Source organism: Streptomyces sp. NPDC042364 (genome assembly GCF_056437585.1).
This window is the reverse complement of record NZ_JBWKAJ010000003.1, coordinates 335,940-351,097: the sequence shown is the minus strand read 5'-3', so window position 1 is coordinate 351,097 and position 15,158 is coordinate 335,940. Positions and strand designations below refer to the sequence as shown.

Genomic DNA, 15,158 nt, shown 5'->3' with positions numbered 1-15,158 from the left:
GCCCGAACTCCTCGGGCACCTGGGCACTTTCCACACCCATACGGGAGGGGGAGCGCGCGTGCGCGCATCTCGCAGACACAGAACACACCCCTGGGCCAAAGCCCTCGGCGTCACCCTCACATCCGCACTGACCGTCACCCTGCTCCAGGGCACCCCCGCTCTCGCTGACGACCCCGACGAGGCGCGTGAGAAGCGGCGGCCCAAGACCCAGGACGTCGCCTCGACCCCGGTGGTCGAGGAGGGCGGCCAGGTCACGCCGCTCAGGCACACCAAGGGGTACGGCAAACCGCTGAACCTCAAGGCGGCGTGGCCGAAGGCGGGCAGCGCGACCGTCGACCTGGCGGGCTCCGAGAAGGCGGGCTCCAAGAAGCGGAGCACGCCGTCCGGCGCGAAGGCCGGATCGCTGCCCGTCCGCGTGGGTCCGCCCAGGACGGCTGCCAAGCCGGACCGGGCGGCCGGAGCGGCAGACGTACCCACCCGGACCAAGGTCGATGTCCTCAGCCATGCCGCCGCCCAGAAGGCCGGTGTCGACGGGCTGCTGCTGAAGGTGTCCCGGGCAGACACCTCCGCCACCAACGGCAAGGTCTCGGTCGAGGTCGACTACGCCTCCTTCGCCCACGCCTACGGCGGCGACTGGGCGCAGCGCCTGCGTCTGATCCAGCTGCCCGCCTGTGCGCTGACCACCCCTGAGGCGGCGAAGTGCCAGACCGTCACCCGGCTGAAGACGGACAACGACGTCCGCGGGCAGAAGCTCACGGCCGACGTGGCGGCGCTGCCCACAGCCAAGGCCCCGCTGCTCGCGGCCGTGGCCGCGCCCTCCGGCGGCTCCGGCTCCTACACGGCCACATCGCTGGCTCCGTCCGCGTCCTGGCAGGTCGCCGGCCAGACCGGGGGCTTCACCTGGCAGTACCCGCTGCGGGTGCCCCCGGCCATCGCCGGGCCCTCCCCGCAGCTGGGCCTCGGCTACAACTCCGCTTCCACGGACGGCCGTACGGCTTCCAGCAACAACCAGACGTCCTGGATCGGTGAGGGTTTCGACCTCTCCGCCGGTTACATCGAGCGCTCGTACCGCTCGTGCACCGAGGACGACCACGACGAGGCCGGATCGCAGAAGTACGACCTGTGCTGGCACTCCGACAACGCCACCATGAACTTCGGCGGCCGGGCCGGTGAGCTGGTCAAGAAAGGCAAGGACCAGTGGCGGCTGAAGCAGGACGACGGTACCCGTATCGAGCGTAAGTACGACGGCTCCAACGCGGACAACAACAACGAGTACTGGGTCGTCACGACCACCGACGGCACCCGCTATCACTTCGGCAAGGGCAAGCGGGAGTCCGCGGACACCGAGTTCACCGGGTCCTCGTGGGAGGTGCCGGTCTTCGGTGACGACAAGGGCGAGCCCTGCCACGCGGACACCTTCAAGGAGTCCCGCTGCCAGCAGGCCTGGCGCTGGAACCTGGACTATGTCGTCGACGGGCACGGCAACTCGATGACGTACTACTACGGCACCGAGACCAACAAGTACGACAGCGTACGCGGCGACAAGGTCGTCTCCTACGACCGCGGCGGCTATCTCAAGCGGATCGAGTACGGCGAGCGCGAGGGTACGGAGAACACCACCGCCGCGCCCTCCCAGGTCGTCTTCGAGGTCGCCGAGCGCTGCGAGGGCGCCGCCGCCGACTGTCAGCCGGGCGACCTGAAGGAGTCCACCGCCAAGCGCTGGCCGGACGTGCCGTTCGAGCAGATCTGCACCTCCGACACGGAGTGCAAGGACCAGTGGTCCCCGACGTTCTTCTCCCGCAAGCGCCTCGCGAAGGTCACCACACAGGTTCTGGGCTCCGACGGCAAGACGTACGGGGACGTCGACGAGTGGGAGCTGGCGCACGAGTACCAGAGCGCCGACACCACCCACGCCCCGGCCCTGTGGCTGGAGTCGGTCACCCACTCCGGCAAGGACGGCGCCAACAAGCTCCCGAAGGTCACCTTCTACGAGCGCCAGGACGCCAACCGGGTCCACTCCGACTCCCACGACCGCCTGCCGATGTACAAGTGGCGCATCCGGGCCATCCAGTCGGAGACGGGCGGCACGATCTCGGTCAACTACAAGCCGACCGAGTGCACCCCCTCCAACCTCCCCACCCCCGAGACCAACACCAAGCGCTGCATGCCGTCCTTCTGGTCGAAGGAGGGCACGATCGGGGAGAAGGAGGACTGGTTCCACAAGTTCGTCGTCGACACGGTCATCGAGGACGAGGTCACCGTCACCGGCCCCAACAAGGTCACCTCCTACGACTACTCGGGCGCGGCCTGGGCCTTCGACGACAGTGAGCTGGTCAAGGCCAAGAAGAAGACCTGGAACCAGTGGCGCGGCTACCGCACCGTCACCATGAGGACGGGTGAGGCGGGCAGCAAGCAGCTCCGCACGGAGACCACCTACCTCCAGGGCATGGACGGCGACCGGGAGAAGGAGTCCGGCGGCACCAAGTCCGTCACCGTCACCGCCACCGACGGCACGAAGATCCGCGACGACGCCCGCCACCAGGGCTTCGTCGTGGAGCAGCGCAGCTTCAACGGAGACACGGAGATCACCGGGTCCGTCAGCACTCCGTGGAAGTCCGAGCCCACGGCGACGGAAGGCAACGACGAGGCGTCGTACGCGGCCGTCAAGACCACGAAGACCCGCACCGCCCTGGACGACGGCAAGGTCCGCCGTGCCGCCATCGAGCACTTCTACGACTCGTACGGCATGCTCGTCCGCTCCTCCGACTCCGGCGACCTGGCCGTCAAGGACGACGACACCTGCACGACGAACGAGTACAACCGCAACACCGAGGCGAACCTGCTCACGCTCTTGAAGCGCGTCACGGTCGTCCCCGTCAACTGCGACGACGGCGCGCCCACGTCCTTCAAGGGCGAGGCGATCTCCGACGTCCGCACCTGGTACGACGACCGCGACACCTACGGAACCACGCCCACCAAGGGCGATGTGGTACGCAGCGAGAAGGTCAAGGGCTACACGGCCGACGGCACCCCGCAGTACGTGACGACGTCGACGGCCAAGTACGACGTGCACGGCCGGGTCATCGAGTCCGCCGACCAGGCCGGCAACGCGACGAAGACGACCTACACGCCGACGACCGGCGGTCCCGTCACCGGCATGAGGGTCGAGGACCCGCTCGGCAACACCACCACCTCCACGGTCGACCGCCGCTGGGGCCTGGTCACCGCCACGGTCGACGCCAACAAACAGCGCACCGACCTGGAGTACGACGCCCTCGGGCGCCTGCTGAAGGTCTGGCTCCCGGGCCGCGCCAAGGCCTCGGACACACCGAGCCTCGAATACGCCTACCTCATCCGCAACAACGCGCCGGTGGTCACCACCACCAAGTCCCTGCTCCCCAATGGCTCGGTGGCCACCAGCCACCAGCTCTCCGACGGTCTGCTGCGCCCCCGTCAGACACAGACCCCGGCCGCCAACTCGGGTCGGGTGGTGACGATCACCGAGTACGACACCCGGGGCCTCGCGGTGAGGGAGATCGGCCCCTTCTACAACAAGGCGGCCGTCGGCACGACGTTCGTGAACGTGGCGGACTCCTCCGAGGGAACGCCGAGGGAGACGGAGACGGTCTACGACGCGGCAGGCCGCGCCACCGACTCGATCTTCCGTGTCGCGGGCACGGAGAAGTGGCGTACGAAGACGGCGTACCACGGCGACCACACGACGGTCGACCCGCCGGCGGGCGCCACCCCCACCGCGACGTACACCAACGCGCAGGGCCAGACCACGAAGGTCCTGGAGTTCAAGGCGTCGTCACCCACCGGCGCGGCCGACACCACGTCCTACGACTACGACGCGGCAGGACGCCTCGCCGAGGTCAAGGACGAGGCGGGCAACGTCTGGTCGTACGACCACGACGTGCGCGGCCGCCAGACCAAGTCCGTCGATCCCGACGCGGGTACGACGTGGATGACGTACAACGACCTCGACCAGGTGAAGACGGTCCGCAACCAGCGGGACACCACTCTCACCTTCTCCTACGACAAGCTGGGCCGTCAGCGTTCGCTGTACAGCGGCGACAAGAAGCTGACGACCTGGGAGTACGACAGCGCGACCGTCCCCAACGGCAAGGGCCGGCTGACCTCCGCCACCAAGTGGGTGGGGGACGACGCCTACACGTCCTCGATCGAGGCGTATGACGTGGCGGGCCGTCCGACGAAGACGTCGGTGACGATCCCCGCCTCCGAGGACACGGGCAAGCTGGCCGGCACGTACACCTCGACGGCGACGTACAAGCCGGACGGATCGATCGACGACGTCCGTCTCCCGGCGGTCGGCGGTCTCCCCGCCGAGACGATCACCACGGGCTACACGGCGACCGGTCTGCCGTCCTTCACTCTCGGCGACACGACGGACTACGCCCGCGAGACGCGCTACTCCAACTACGGCGAGATGCTCCAGCTGACCCTGGGCACCGCCAGCGCCGACAAGTACACCTGGCTCACCAACACCTACGAGGAGGGCACCCGGCGCCTGGAGCGCGCCCGCATCGACCGGGAGATCGTCAAGACCCCGGACTCCGACATCACGTACGGGTACGACGACACCGGCAACATCCGAAGGATCGCGGACACGCCCGAGGGCGGCACCGCGGACGTCCAGTGCTTCACCTACGACTACCTGCGCCGTCTGACCGAGGCATGGACCCAGAGCGCCACCACCTGCGCACCCAGCGGCGGTGAGGCGACCGTCGGCGGCCCGGCACCGTACCGGCACTCATACACCTACGACGCCGCGGGCAACCGCACCGGCGAGGTCCGTCACGCCACCGGTACCAACGGCGACGCGGCGATCACCCAGACGACGACGTACGTACCGAAGGCCCAGGACACCAAGGGCGGTACGCACGCCCATGCCCTGAAGTCGGCGGAGGTCCGCACGGTCACGCCGGGTACGTCCGGCGGGGCGGCGAAGGAAGTCACGTCGGCCCAGAGCTTCCAGTACGACGAGACGGGCAACACCGTCCGTCGCACCAAGGCGGCGACGGACCTCGCCCCAGCGGTGGACCAGAAGCTGGAATGGGACGAGGAAGGTCGCCTGAGCGCGGTCACCCCGTACCTGTCCGGCGACAACCTGGACGAGGCGAACAAGACCTCGTACGTGTACGGCCCGGACGGAAGCCGCCTGCTCCGCAAGGAGAAGGGCGCGGTCACGCTGTACCTGGGCAGCCAGGAGATCCGCCTCGACAGGGCCAAGAACTCCCTGTCGGGCACGCGTTACTACTCGCACGCCGGTCAGCGGATCGCGGTCCGGACCACGTCCGGCGTGACCTGGCTGGTCGGCGGACAGAACGGCACCGCGGAGATCGCCGTCAAGGCGGCGGACTCGGCGATCACTCAGCGTCGTACCTTGCCGTTCGGTGAGGTGCGCGGTGCGAAGCCGGCGGCGGGCGCGTGGCCGGGCGACAAGTCCTTCGTGGGCGGCACGGAGGACGCGACGACCGGGCTGATCCAGCTCGGCGCCCGCGCGTACGACCCGGCGGCAGGCCGCTTCGTCTCCGTCGACCCCGCTCTGAACGTCGGGGACCCGCAGCATCTGAACGCCTACGCGTACGGCCGCAACAACCCGCTCGCCTTCCCGGACCCGACGGGTCTGTACTGGGGCGAGTCCTGGATCAGCCCGCTCGGCCATGCCACCCTCGACGTCGTGGGCCTGGTCCCCGGCTTCGGTGAGCCGGCCGACCTCCTGAACGGCCTCTGGTACACGGCCGAGGGCAACTACATCGACGCGGGCCTGGCCTACGCCTCGGCGATTCCGATCGCTGGTTATGGGGCGTCGGCGGCGAAGGGCGCGCGTTACGTCAACAAGGCGGTGGACGCCGTTGACACGGCGTCGGATGCCACCAAGGCGACCAAGAAGACCGAGGACGCGGTCGACGCCGCCGACAAGGTCACCCCGCCGGTCACCCCGAAGCCGAAGGAGAAGCCGGCCCCGGCACCGCCGGCCAAGGCCAAGGAGGCACCCGAGGCCAAGAAGGGCGACTCCGGCGGCAAGAAGGGCGACGGGGCGGAGAAGAAGTCCGACACCGGTGGTGGAGGCGGCAAGGACGCCGACGCGCCCGCCGAGGGCGGCTCATGCAAGGTCGGCAACAGCTTCACTCCCGGCACTCTCGTCCTGATGGCCGACGGCTCCACCAAGCCGATCGAGGACGTCGAGACCGGTGACAAGGTCCTCGCCACGGACCCCGAGACGGGTGAGACGACCGCGGAGACGGTCACCGCCGAGATCAAGGGCGAGGGCCTCAAGCACCTGGTTGAGCTCACGGTCGACACGGACGGCATCGAGGGCACGGCGACGGACACGGTCACCGCGACCGACGGGCACCCCTTCTGGGTTCCCGAACTCGGTGACTGGGTCGACGCCACCGACCTGAAGAACGGTCAGTGGCTGCTCACGAGCGCGGGCACCCTGGTGCAAATCACTGCGGTGGAACACCGGACCAGCGGCTCGGCCACCGTCCACAACCTGACGGTCGATGACGCCCATACGTACTATGTGCTGGCGGGCGCCACGCCGGTCCTGGTGCACAACTGTGGTCCAGGGGTTGCGACTGAAGACGATGCAATGCTCGCACTTGGCCGTGCGGAAGAGTTGCAAGCCTCGCGGAATGACTACTTCATGGCGGACGTGAAGGGCACTACGGCAGTAATCGGTGTCTTTAACTCCAAGACGAAGGCATTCACCACTCGCATTGGAATCAATGGAGGGGGCGCTATGCCTTCCGGCTGGACACTGAGGCCGGGGGAGGAGTTCGTGCAGGCTGCCGGGCATGCCGAAGAAGGAATCCTTAACAGTTTGGGACCCAATGAGCATGCCGTGTTCGGTGCGGCATCAAGAAACTTCTGTGTTTCCATCTGTTCGCCCATGCTGAATGTTCGTGGGATAACAGTGGGAGGTGCGGGGATACGTGGTCATGCCGCACAGAACTCACCATTCACGATCTTCTGGGCCACTGGAGGCTAGAAACATGGGGATTTCGCCGGAACTGCAGGCAATCTCGAATGCTTCGGAACCTGAACTAGTGCTGATCTGTGCCGCAGCGGCGGAGCGGGGTGCCGTCTTCTGCCGAGCCCTCGGCCGATCAGAGCAGTCTGACTGGGTCGACGCCTCGCTCGGGCTTGTCTGGGCGGCAGCTGCCGGGGATTCCGTGCAGGATGACTGCGCTGAGGCGCTGGATGAGCTGGAGATGGAATCTCAGGATGACGAGGATGATTCCTCCCGCCCCGAGTTCTATGTGGCCCAATCCGTGGCGTTGGTTGGAAATGCACTCGCGGTTTCGATGAGGCCATCCGCCGCAAAGGCCGAGATGGCTGTGAACACCATCAGGTCACTGCTCTCCATGCTCGACTTCAAGGTAGGGGGAGAGAAGCCTGTGGTCGTGAGATATGGAGATCCCTCCCCTCCAGCGGGACCTCTTGTTCAAATGGAGATCGACGCAGAGCGTGAAGTGCTTGACCTTCTTGCTCGCGAGGCAGCGGCCTCTGGCCAAGGGGAACCTCGCGCCTCGGCTGTGAATCGAATCCAGGCGTCATCGACTGAATTTGGTGGGAGGCTGACGCGTTCCATCGAAGAGGTTGCCGCGCTTAGCAACTGGGAACTCTAGAGGCGTGCTGAACCGTCAAAGCCCCGCCAGCAAGGACGCTGGCGGGGCTTTGACGGCAACGCTGACGGCAACGTCAGCGGAGGCGTGCGGCGGAAGGTGGGTCGCCAGAGTCATCGTTTTCGGTGTCGAGCGCGTTGTTGAGGGTGTCGATGGCTTGGCGTTGGAGGCGGAGCCGTACGTGGGCGTAGACGCTGGCTGTGACGCCGATGTGAGCGTGGCCGAGCAGCTCCTTGATGACCACCAGATCGACGCCCTGTTCCAGGAGCAGAGTGGCCGTCGAGTGCCGGAGGTCGTGGAAGCGGATGCGGCGTAGCCCGGCCCGATTGAGGAGTCCGCGGAAGTGTCGGGTGATGTTGGCGGGGTCGAGGGGGCCGCCCGCCGTTGTGGTGAAGACGAGACCGGAGGTTTTCCAGTCCGCCCCTGCCCCTTCTCGCTCTTCTTCCTGTCGTTCCCAGTGGCCGTGCAACGCGCGGATGCACTCGGTCGGGAGGGCGATGCGGCGTTCAGACGCTCGGGTCTTGGTGGGGAGGTGGGTGAGGCCGGCGCTGCGGGTGCGCTGGAGGGAGCGGCAGACGCTCGCAGTCCCGCCGTCGAGGGATGGGATGCCGAATCTGGGCCCGCGAGGACGTCCGGTAATCCAGATCTCCAACATGGGACTGGCCGATATGGATACGGCTGTGGCCACGATCTTCCACGAGATCCATCATCACCGGATGTATGCCACTTGGCCGGGCTCCATGGGCGGAACGGAGTCCGCTGCGGAGGAATTCGGGCAAGCTATGCTCGGCGTCTTCAGGCGAAGGACGGGTTCATGATTCAGGTAACGCGCTTCACTCCCTCGGAAGTCGAGGCTCTCGGGCGAGATCGAAATTTCCTCCGAGATCAGTCAGAGTGGCTTTGCCCTTCGTGCGGAGAGGTTTCGGTTCGCACTTACCTCAGAAATACGAAACACGCGAATCGTCCCGCGGTGATCAGCTACACGTGGTGTGCTGCATGCCGCAAGATGTCTGGCTCAACCGGTCCTCTGCCGCCCGGCCTGACCATCTCGGATCCATGGCGGGAGTTGGACCCGGTGGCGTGGGCAGAGTTCGACACCAGCTTGCCCAGGCTCTTCGCTAGGCTCGACCGGCTCTGGGAGGACGGAGTGCTGCCGCAAAACGTCGTCTGGACGCGGTAGCAGACGCCGATCATGTCGTAACACGAGCAAACAGAAGCCCCGCCAGGTGACTCCTGGCGGGGCTTCTGCACGGGGTGACGGCAGTAGTTGACGGCAACGTCAACGGACGAGAGCAGCACTGGCTGGCGGTTCATCGTCGCCGAACCCGACTGCCTTGGCTGCGGTCGGGCCGTCGAGTGCGGTGCTGAGGGTGTCTATGGCGTCGCGTTGGAGGCGGAGTCGGACGTGGGCGTAGACGGTGGCGGTGACGCCGATGTGGGCGTGGCCGAGGAGTTCCTTGATCACGACGAGTTCGACTCCCTGCTCCAGGAGAAGGGTGGCCGTCGAGTGGCGAAGGTCGTGGAATCGGATGCGGCGGAGGCCGGCCTTGCGGAGGAGCGTGGCGAAGGCACGGCTGAGGTTGGTCGGGTCGATGGCCCTGCCCTGTGGCGTGGTGAACACGTGTCCGCTGTGCTGCCATGTGGGACACCAGGCAGCCCAGGGTGTGCGTTCAGATTTTCTCTACGAGGTTCAAGGCGGCCCCCGCCCGCCGAGGCTGGCCGCCGTCGCCGACAAACCCGCCGTTCAATCGGGAGGCCAGCTACGCCGCAGGCGGCGAGCCACCCCGGCAGCCGTGGGTGATCCAGGGCTACCGGAGCGGCAATCGACCTGGTCGCCGGGCTGACCGTAACTGGGCTCCTGGCAGAGCAAGTTGTCGCCGACGACCGTCCTACGGCCGGATCGCAGGCACAGGGCCGACCAGGGGGGCCGACCCTTCACGTCCGTCACCGGGCTCACCGAGGGCGGTGGCCAGCGTCGGCGGCCGGGCACCCGAGAGGCCGCCCGGCAGGCTCGTGCCGTCCCGGACGCCCATGCTTGCCGCCTGGCGGGGGTCGTGACGATGGAGAAGCTGGGCTGTCGCCGGTGCGGGGTTGAGCGAGACACACGTGGCGGGTGATCGGTCGGCATGCCCGCCGTCGTGGCTGACATTCTGTGGCTGGGGCCAGAACCTCATGGCCATGGGCCCGGCACGTACGTGAGGGCCCGTCCCTGCCGGGGCTCACGAGGACGGGGGAGCCTCGATCGGCTGTGCCCGGCAGGGACGGGAGTCGGGTGGGTCAGCGCGGTGCGGTGCGTGGGCCAGCGGGGCGGGTCACGTCTGGCGCCAGGTCCTCCAGGGACGGGTGATGATCTCCCGGTAGGTGTGGTGGGACGGGTTCTGGCCGCAGTGCCGCAGCACCCAGTCCTGCGGTTCGGCGAAGTCCTCGCTTGTCGGTGAGGTCTCTCCGTCCACCGCGCACTGCATCGCGTACAGGACCGGCTCCGCGTCCGGTTCGCGGTCGGGCTGGAGAGTCCAGGTCTCGTAGCGCAGGACCGAGCGAGGGGTCACCGTCCCCACCTCCGATTGGCCACGGCCACCTTCGCGCTCAATTCCTAGCCCGGGGTCGGCGGACGTACATCCTCGGGCGGCACGTCCCACTCCCTGCCACCGCACGGCGGCCGAAGCTGCACATACGTCCCCACCTGCCCCATCACCACGCCGACCTTGCCGTTCCGCCGGTCGACCACCAGGGCGCCCACACTGGGCGAGGCGGTGTGCTCGACCGCGTCAGGGTTGCGGGCCGTCATCATCGTGACCACCCCGGCGAGGCGGACCGCGACCAGGCATTCAGTCGCAGGGAGGGAACACAAGTGGTCGCGCTCTTTCGCACGTTGACACTCCTCGACGGCGTGGACCGTGCCCCCGGGCGCATCGGTGCCGCAGGGTCGACACCGATCCTCACGCCGGTTACCGGGACGAAGGAACCTCCACCAAACCCCACTCCGGGACGTCCCGCGCCGTGTAGAACGTCCCTGGTGCCGTCCCGAGACCAAGGGGGAGACTCGTGCCGAACGAGAGACTACGAGCCGTCATGGCAGCCGGAGGCTGGACGTACGCTGCCCTCGCCCACGAGGTCGAGGTCGACCCCAAGTCGGTCGAGCGCTGGGTGAACCTCGGGCGCACCCCACGCCGTGCCACAGCCCTACAGGCGGCCAAAGCCCTGGGAGAAGACGTGCACGCACTCTGGCCGGCCCTGCGCCAGGCCCGCCCCGCCCGCGCCATCAGCCCCGAACTGGTCGCGCTCTACGAACAGCGGGCCGATATCCCCGTCTCGACGTTCACCGACCTGATGGCCCAGGCCCGGGAACGGATCGACATCCTCGTCTACGCGGCCGTCTTCCTCCACGAGGCGTACCCGCGGCTGAACCAACTCCTCACCGAACGCGCCGCCGAAGGCTGCACCGCCCGCATCGCGATCGGGGACCCCGACAGCGACAACGTCCAAGCCCGCGGCCAGGAAGAGCGGTTCGGCCACGGCATCGAATCCCGGTGCCGCCTCGCGCTCATGCACTACAGACCCCTCGCCGGCACCCCCGGCATCGAAGTCCGCACCCACAGCACCACGCTCTACAACTCCCTCTACCGCGCTGACGACCAGCAACTCGTCAACGCACACGTCTGGGGCGTCAACGCGTACGCCGCCCCCGTATGGCATCTTCGCCGACACGAGGCAGGCGGCATGTTCGACACCTACGCCGACAGCTTCGACGCCGTGTGGACGACAGCAACCCCCGTACGAGAGGAAGACTGACCGTGGCCCGCACCGAGTACTACGACGACCCGAACGCGCCCAAGCCGAACAGCATGGTCGTCGCCGCCTCCGCCGTCGTCACCGACGACCACGGGCGCATCCTCCTCCAGCGCCGCCGCGACAACGACCTGTGGGCCCTGCCCGGAGGCGGCATGGACCTCACCGACTCCCTGCCCGGCACGGCCGTCCGCGAGGTCAGGGAAGAAACCGGCCTGGACGTCGAGATCACCGGCCTGGTCGGCACCTACACCGACCCGAAGCACATCATCGCTTACACCGACGGCGAGATGCGCCGCCAGTTCAACGTCTGCTTCACCGCCCGCATCACCGGCGGTCAGCTGGCTATCTCCGACGAGTCCACCGAACTCCGGTTTGTACCGCCGGAACAGATCGAGCAGTTGCCGATGCACCACACCCAACGGCTCAGGCTCCAGCACTTCCTGGAACAGCGCGAGAAGCCGTACCTGGGCTGAACCGCCTGACGGCAGTAGCTGACGGCAACAACGCCGCACAACCACGGACATCTGCGCACTTCACCGGACCAGCAAACCACGCTTGACCTGCATAAAAGCAGGTAGAGGGGTGCCGCGCAGCACACGTACTATGTGCTGGCGGGGGCTACGCCGGTTCTCGTTCACAATTGCGGCGAGGTGGCAGTCGACACGAATGCAGTGACGGATGCCCTCTCGGGCGCAAAGACCGCTGAAGTAGATGCCGCCTTGGCGGGGCGCGCCCCGGTGCTTTCGCCGACTGCTCATCGTGAACTACTCGAAGGTGGACACTCGGCAGATGCCATTGGTAGCTGGTTGTCGGAGCGGGGAGGACGCATGGGACCGGCTTCCACCAGCGAAGGCGTTGCTTCACTGCAAGCTCGCCTCAGGGGCATGTGGAAGGGTAAGTCCTTCAATCCGATGATTGCCGACGACGACGCTTCGGTCTTGCATTCGGCGATACAGGATGGATTGTCGATCATCACAAACGACAAGAGATTCTATAAAAATATCGAAAGGCTCGGATATTCGAGTGAGCGATATTAGTTGATCATGCTGTTTGGGGTGCCCCGTGCTTGCTGGCTTGCGGGGCACCCTAGACCGGGTAAACAGGCTGGTAGAAGGTGGCTACATGCGTGAAGATGAACTCGAGGAGATCGAGGAGTTGTGCTCTGCGGCCACTCCGGCGCCTTGGTTCGTTAGGACCTTGGACGATGACTCCGCCATGAATCTTGTGGCGGTGAGCACGGCTCCCGGCACTGGTACTGCCGAGAGGTGGCCGAACTTTGATCATCGAGACATGATTGCCGCAACTTTGGTTCAGCATCCGCGATACATCGATTCTGGCGACGAACGCTGGGACGAGAATGCGGCCTTCATCGCAATGGCGCGGGAGGCTGTGCCACGCCTTGTGGAAGAGGTTAGGCGTCTCCGGGCCCTGCTTGCAGGTGAGGGGAGTGGTCAATGATGGGCTATTCGGGCTCATGGTCAATCGCGGAACCGGAGCCTGAATTCCGTCTTCTCGTTGGCCTGAGTGTACGGACGGCTAACCAAAGAGTGCGCAAGAATGCAGCCCTGCCGTTTTTTCCGGAGAGGGCTGCTGCGGCTTTTCGGGGCGGTCTGACGGCAGTAGTTGCCGGCAACGTCAGCGGACGATGGCTCCGCACGACGGCGGGTCGTAGCCGTCGTTGCGGGCCGGCTCATCGTTGGCGGGACCGTACAGGGGGGTGCTGAGGGTGTCGATGGCCTCTCGTTGAAGGCGGAGTCGGACGTGGGCGTAGACGGTGGCGGTGACGCCGATGTGGGCGTGGCCGAGTAGTTCCTTGATGACGACGAGCTCGACGCCCTGCTCAAGGAGCAGGGTGGCCGTCGAGTGCCTGAGGTCGTGGAAGCTGATGCGTCGGAGGCCGGACTTGTCGAGGAGCACGAGGAAGGCACGGGTGAGGTTGGCGGGGTCGATCGGTTCAAAAGCCCCACCGGCAATGGCGCCGGTGGGGCTTTTGGGTGCCTTGACGGCAACGGAGACGGCAACGTCAGCGGACCACGACTCGGCCGGGGCGTCAGGATCATCGTCCCTGATGCTGAGGGCATCTCCCAGGGCAACGTCGGTGTGGCGCCTGACGGGGGCAGGGCGTCTGTGTGCAGCCGGTGTCGGCTACGTCGCCCTCAAGGCCATGGGCGCGGTGACTGACGGCCTGCGCAGGTCGGCGCCCGTCAGCGCAGGAAGCTGCCGAACATCGCGTTCGTGTACGGGGCCGACAGGTCCTTCGGGCCGAAGGCCAGGGCGGACTTCGTGGTGAGGCCGGAGGCCGTGCCGCGCAGGAGCCAGACGGCGCCGTTGGAGGCGTTCTCGGCGATGGACGCGGCGGCCAGGTCGCGGTGGCCGTCGCCGTTGACGTCGAGCAGGGCGGTCGTGGCGCCGAACGCGTCGTTCTCCTCGGCGACTCCGGGGACACCCGCCGTGTTCTGGTGGAACACCTGGGCGCCGGTGCCGGTGAGGCCCGAGGCGCTGCCGCGGAGCAGGGCGACCGAACCGGCGTCGGTGGTGCTGCCGACATCCTCGCCCTCGATGCCGAGCACGACGTCGGCGTAACCGTCGCCCGTGACATCGGCGACCGACACGGCGGAGCCCAGGCGGTCGCCCTCCTCCTGCGCCCCCGGGAAGCCCGGCAGGTCCTGGTCGAAGGCGTGGGTGTTCGCGTCGGTGAGGCCGGCGGCGGAGCCGTAGGCGATACGGCCCTTCTGGGACCAGTCGTCGGCGCCGACCACCAGGTCGTCGTACCCGTCGCCGTTCACGTCGCCGATGCCCGTGCCCGTGTCGCCGCCGGTGGTGTCGCCGGGCGCCTGGCCGCGGGTGAAGCCGGTGGCGCCGCCGCCCATGAGCAGGCGGTTCCCCCAGGTGCCGTCGCCGGTGTAGACCCACTGGACGATGTCGTCGCGGCCGTCGCCGTTGAAGTCGCCGACCTCGCCCGAGACCACCGGGCCGGTGATGGAGGAGGGGCCGTCCTCGCAGCCGCCGCCGGTCGCGCAGGAGGCGTCCTCCTCGGAGTAGCCCCACCACAGCGACTTGTCGAGGAGCGGTAGGACGGCGGTGGGCTGGCCGGTGCGCTTGATCGGGCCCTTCCACAGCGCGGCCGGGGCGCCCGACGGGTCGTCGCCGCTCACCCGCTGCGCGGAGAACAGCGCCAGGTCGGTCTTGCCGTCGCCGTCGAAGTCACCGGCCTGGGGCGCGGCCCCGTACGCGATGCTCGTCCCGCCGGTCAGGCCGGACGCGGAACCCCACAGGATCACCGAGCCCTCCTTGCCGCCCGCTATCACGAGGTCGCCGTAGCCGTCGCGGTCGAGGTCGGCCTTGGCGAAGGTGGCGCCGAAGAGCTGGTTCTGGGTGGCTGCCCCGGGGACGCCGGTGGTCGAACGGCTGGCGATCTTCTTCTTCGCGGTCGACAGGCCGCCCGCCGAGCCGTACATCACGGCCACGTAGCCGGCCTTGGTCTTGCCGGACACCGTCGCGTAGGGCGCGCCGACGACCAGATCGGCGTAGCCGTCCCCGTTGAAGTCGTCCGCGGCCGGGACGGACGAGGGGGCGGCGGACGCGGAGCCGGAGCCGGTCAGCACCACCGAGGCGGCCAGGGGTACGGCCAGGAGGGCGCTGCTGATCCTGCGTCGGGTGGCTCGGGGCGCTCGGGACATGGGCGGTGCCTTTCGAGTCGGTCATGAG

9 protein-coding genes and 3 pseudogenes are annotated in these 15,158 nt (G+C 67.5%); 6 read left to right on the top strand and 6 right to left on the bottom strand.

Going from position 1 to position 15,158, the window contains the following annotated elements; genetic code table 11:
* Positions 1–58 precede the first annotated feature (58 nt).
* Together AC067N_RS08055 and AC067N_RS08050 are read left to right on the top strand one after the other, a co-directional pair.
* A complete protein-coding gene (locus AC067N_RS08055; protein WP_478678049.1) occupies positions 59–7,021 on the top strand; it encodes a polymorphic toxin-type HINT domain-containing protein in 6,963 nt (2,320 codons plus the stop codon).
* 4 nt (positions 7,022–7,025) lie between these two features.
* Positions 7,026–7,661 carry a hypothetical protein gene (locus AC067N_RS08050; RefSeq protein WP_478678048.1) on the top strand — a complete coding sequence of 212 codons (636 nt, stop codon included), beginning with the start codon at positions 7,026–7,028 and terminating at the stop codon, positions 7,659–7,661.
* Between the two features lie 73 nt (positions 7,662–7,734).
* Here AC067N_RS08050 and AC067N_RS08045 read toward each other — a convergent pair.
* The 4 genes and pseudogenes from AC067N_RS08045 to AC067N_RS08030 all read right to left on the bottom strand — a co-directional run.
* Positions 7,735–8,256, bottom strand: a pseudogene (locus AC067N_RS08045) (tyrosine-type recombinase/integrase); the annotation flags it as partial.
* A gap of 681 nt (positions 8,257–8,937) precedes the next feature.
* Positions 8,938–9,297: pseudogene (locus tag AC067N_RS08040) on the bottom strand (tyrosine-type recombinase/integrase); the annotation flags it as partial.
* Positions 9,298–9,970: 673 nt separating this feature from the next.
* Positions 9,971–10,216, bottom strand: coding sequence for a DUF7848 domain-containing protein (locus AC067N_RS08035; RefSeq protein ID WP_004000830.1), 246 nt, complete (start codon positions 10,214–10,216; stop codon positions 9,971–9,973).
* Positions 10,217–10,251: 35 nt separating this feature from the next.
* Positions 10,252–10,446, bottom strand: a complete 195-nt coding sequence (locus tag AC067N_RS08030; RefSeq protein ID WP_478678296.1) for a hypothetical protein — start codon at positions 10,444–10,446, stop codon at positions 10,252–10,254.
* Between the two features lie 284 nt (positions 10,447–10,730).
* Here AC067N_RS08030 and AC067N_RS08025 point away from each other — a divergent pair, with 284 nt between their 5' ends.
* From AC067N_RS08025 to AC067N_RS08010, 4 genes are all read left to right on the top strand, one after another.
* The gene (locus AC067N_RS08025) at positions 10,731–11,450 is read left to right on the top strand and encodes an XRE family transcriptional regulator (RefSeq protein WP_478678295.1); all 720 of its coding nucleotides are present in this window, start codon (positions 10,731–10,733) and stop codon (positions 11,448–11,450) included.
* A 2-nt stretch (positions 11,451–11,452) separates the two neighbouring features.
* On the top strand, positions 11,453–11,923 hold the full coding sequence (locus AC067N_RS08020) for an NUDIX hydrolase (RefSeq protein ID WP_478678047.1): 471 nt from the start codon (positions 11,453–11,455) through the stop codon (positions 11,921–11,923).
* A 177-nt stretch (positions 11,924–12,100) separates the two neighbouring features.
* A complete protein-coding gene (locus AC067N_RS08015) occupies positions 12,101–12,487 on the top strand; it encodes a hypothetical protein (protein WP_478678046.1) in 387 nt (128 codons plus the stop codon).
* A gap of 85 nt (positions 12,488–12,572) precedes the next feature.
* Positions 12,573–12,908 (top strand): hypothetical protein, encoded by a 336-nt coding sequence (locus AC067N_RS08010; RefSeq protein WP_478678045.1) that lies wholly within the window; start codon positions 12,573–12,575, stop codon positions 12,906–12,908.
* A 177-nt stretch (positions 12,909–13,085) separates the two neighbouring features.
* Here the strand turns inward: AC067N_RS08010 and AC067N_RS08005 are convergent.
* Positions 13,086–13,403 (bottom strand): annotated as a pseudogene (locus tag AC067N_RS08005) (tyrosine-type recombinase/integrase); the annotation flags it as partial.
* Positions 13,404–13,654: 251 nt separating this feature from the next.
* Positions 13,655–15,130: an FG-GAP-like repeat-containing protein gene (locus AC067N_RS08000; RefSeq protein WP_478678044.1), complete on the bottom strand. Its 1,476-nt coding sequence runs from the start codon at positions 15,128–15,130 to the stop codon at positions 13,655–13,657.
* Between the last annotated feature and the right edge of the window lie 28 nt (positions 15,131–15,158).

What these genes read in the sequence shown, in the direction of transcription:
- AC067N_RS08000 (WP_478678044.1), bottom strand. Translation starts at nt 15,130, where the DNA reads ATGTCCCGAGCGCCCCGAGCCACCCGACGCAGGATCAGCAGCGCCCTC.
- AC067N_RS08010 (WP_478678045.1), top strand. Translation starts at nt 12,573, where the DNA reads ATGCGTGAAGATGAACTCGAGGAGATCGAGGAGTTGTGCTCTGCGGCC.
- AC067N_RS08030 (WP_478678296.1), bottom strand. Translation starts at nt 10,446, where the DNA reads ATGACGGCCCGCAACCCTGACGCGGTCGAGCACACCGCCTCGCCCAGT.
- AC067N_RS08050 (WP_478678048.1), top strand. Translation starts at nt 7,026, where the DNA reads ATGGGGATTTCGCCGGAACTGCAGGCAATCTCGAATGCTTCGGAACCT.
- AC067N_RS08025 (WP_478678295.1), top strand. Translation starts at nt 10,731, where the DNA reads ATGGCAGCCGGAGGCTGGACGTACGCTGCCCTCGCCCACGAGGTCGAG.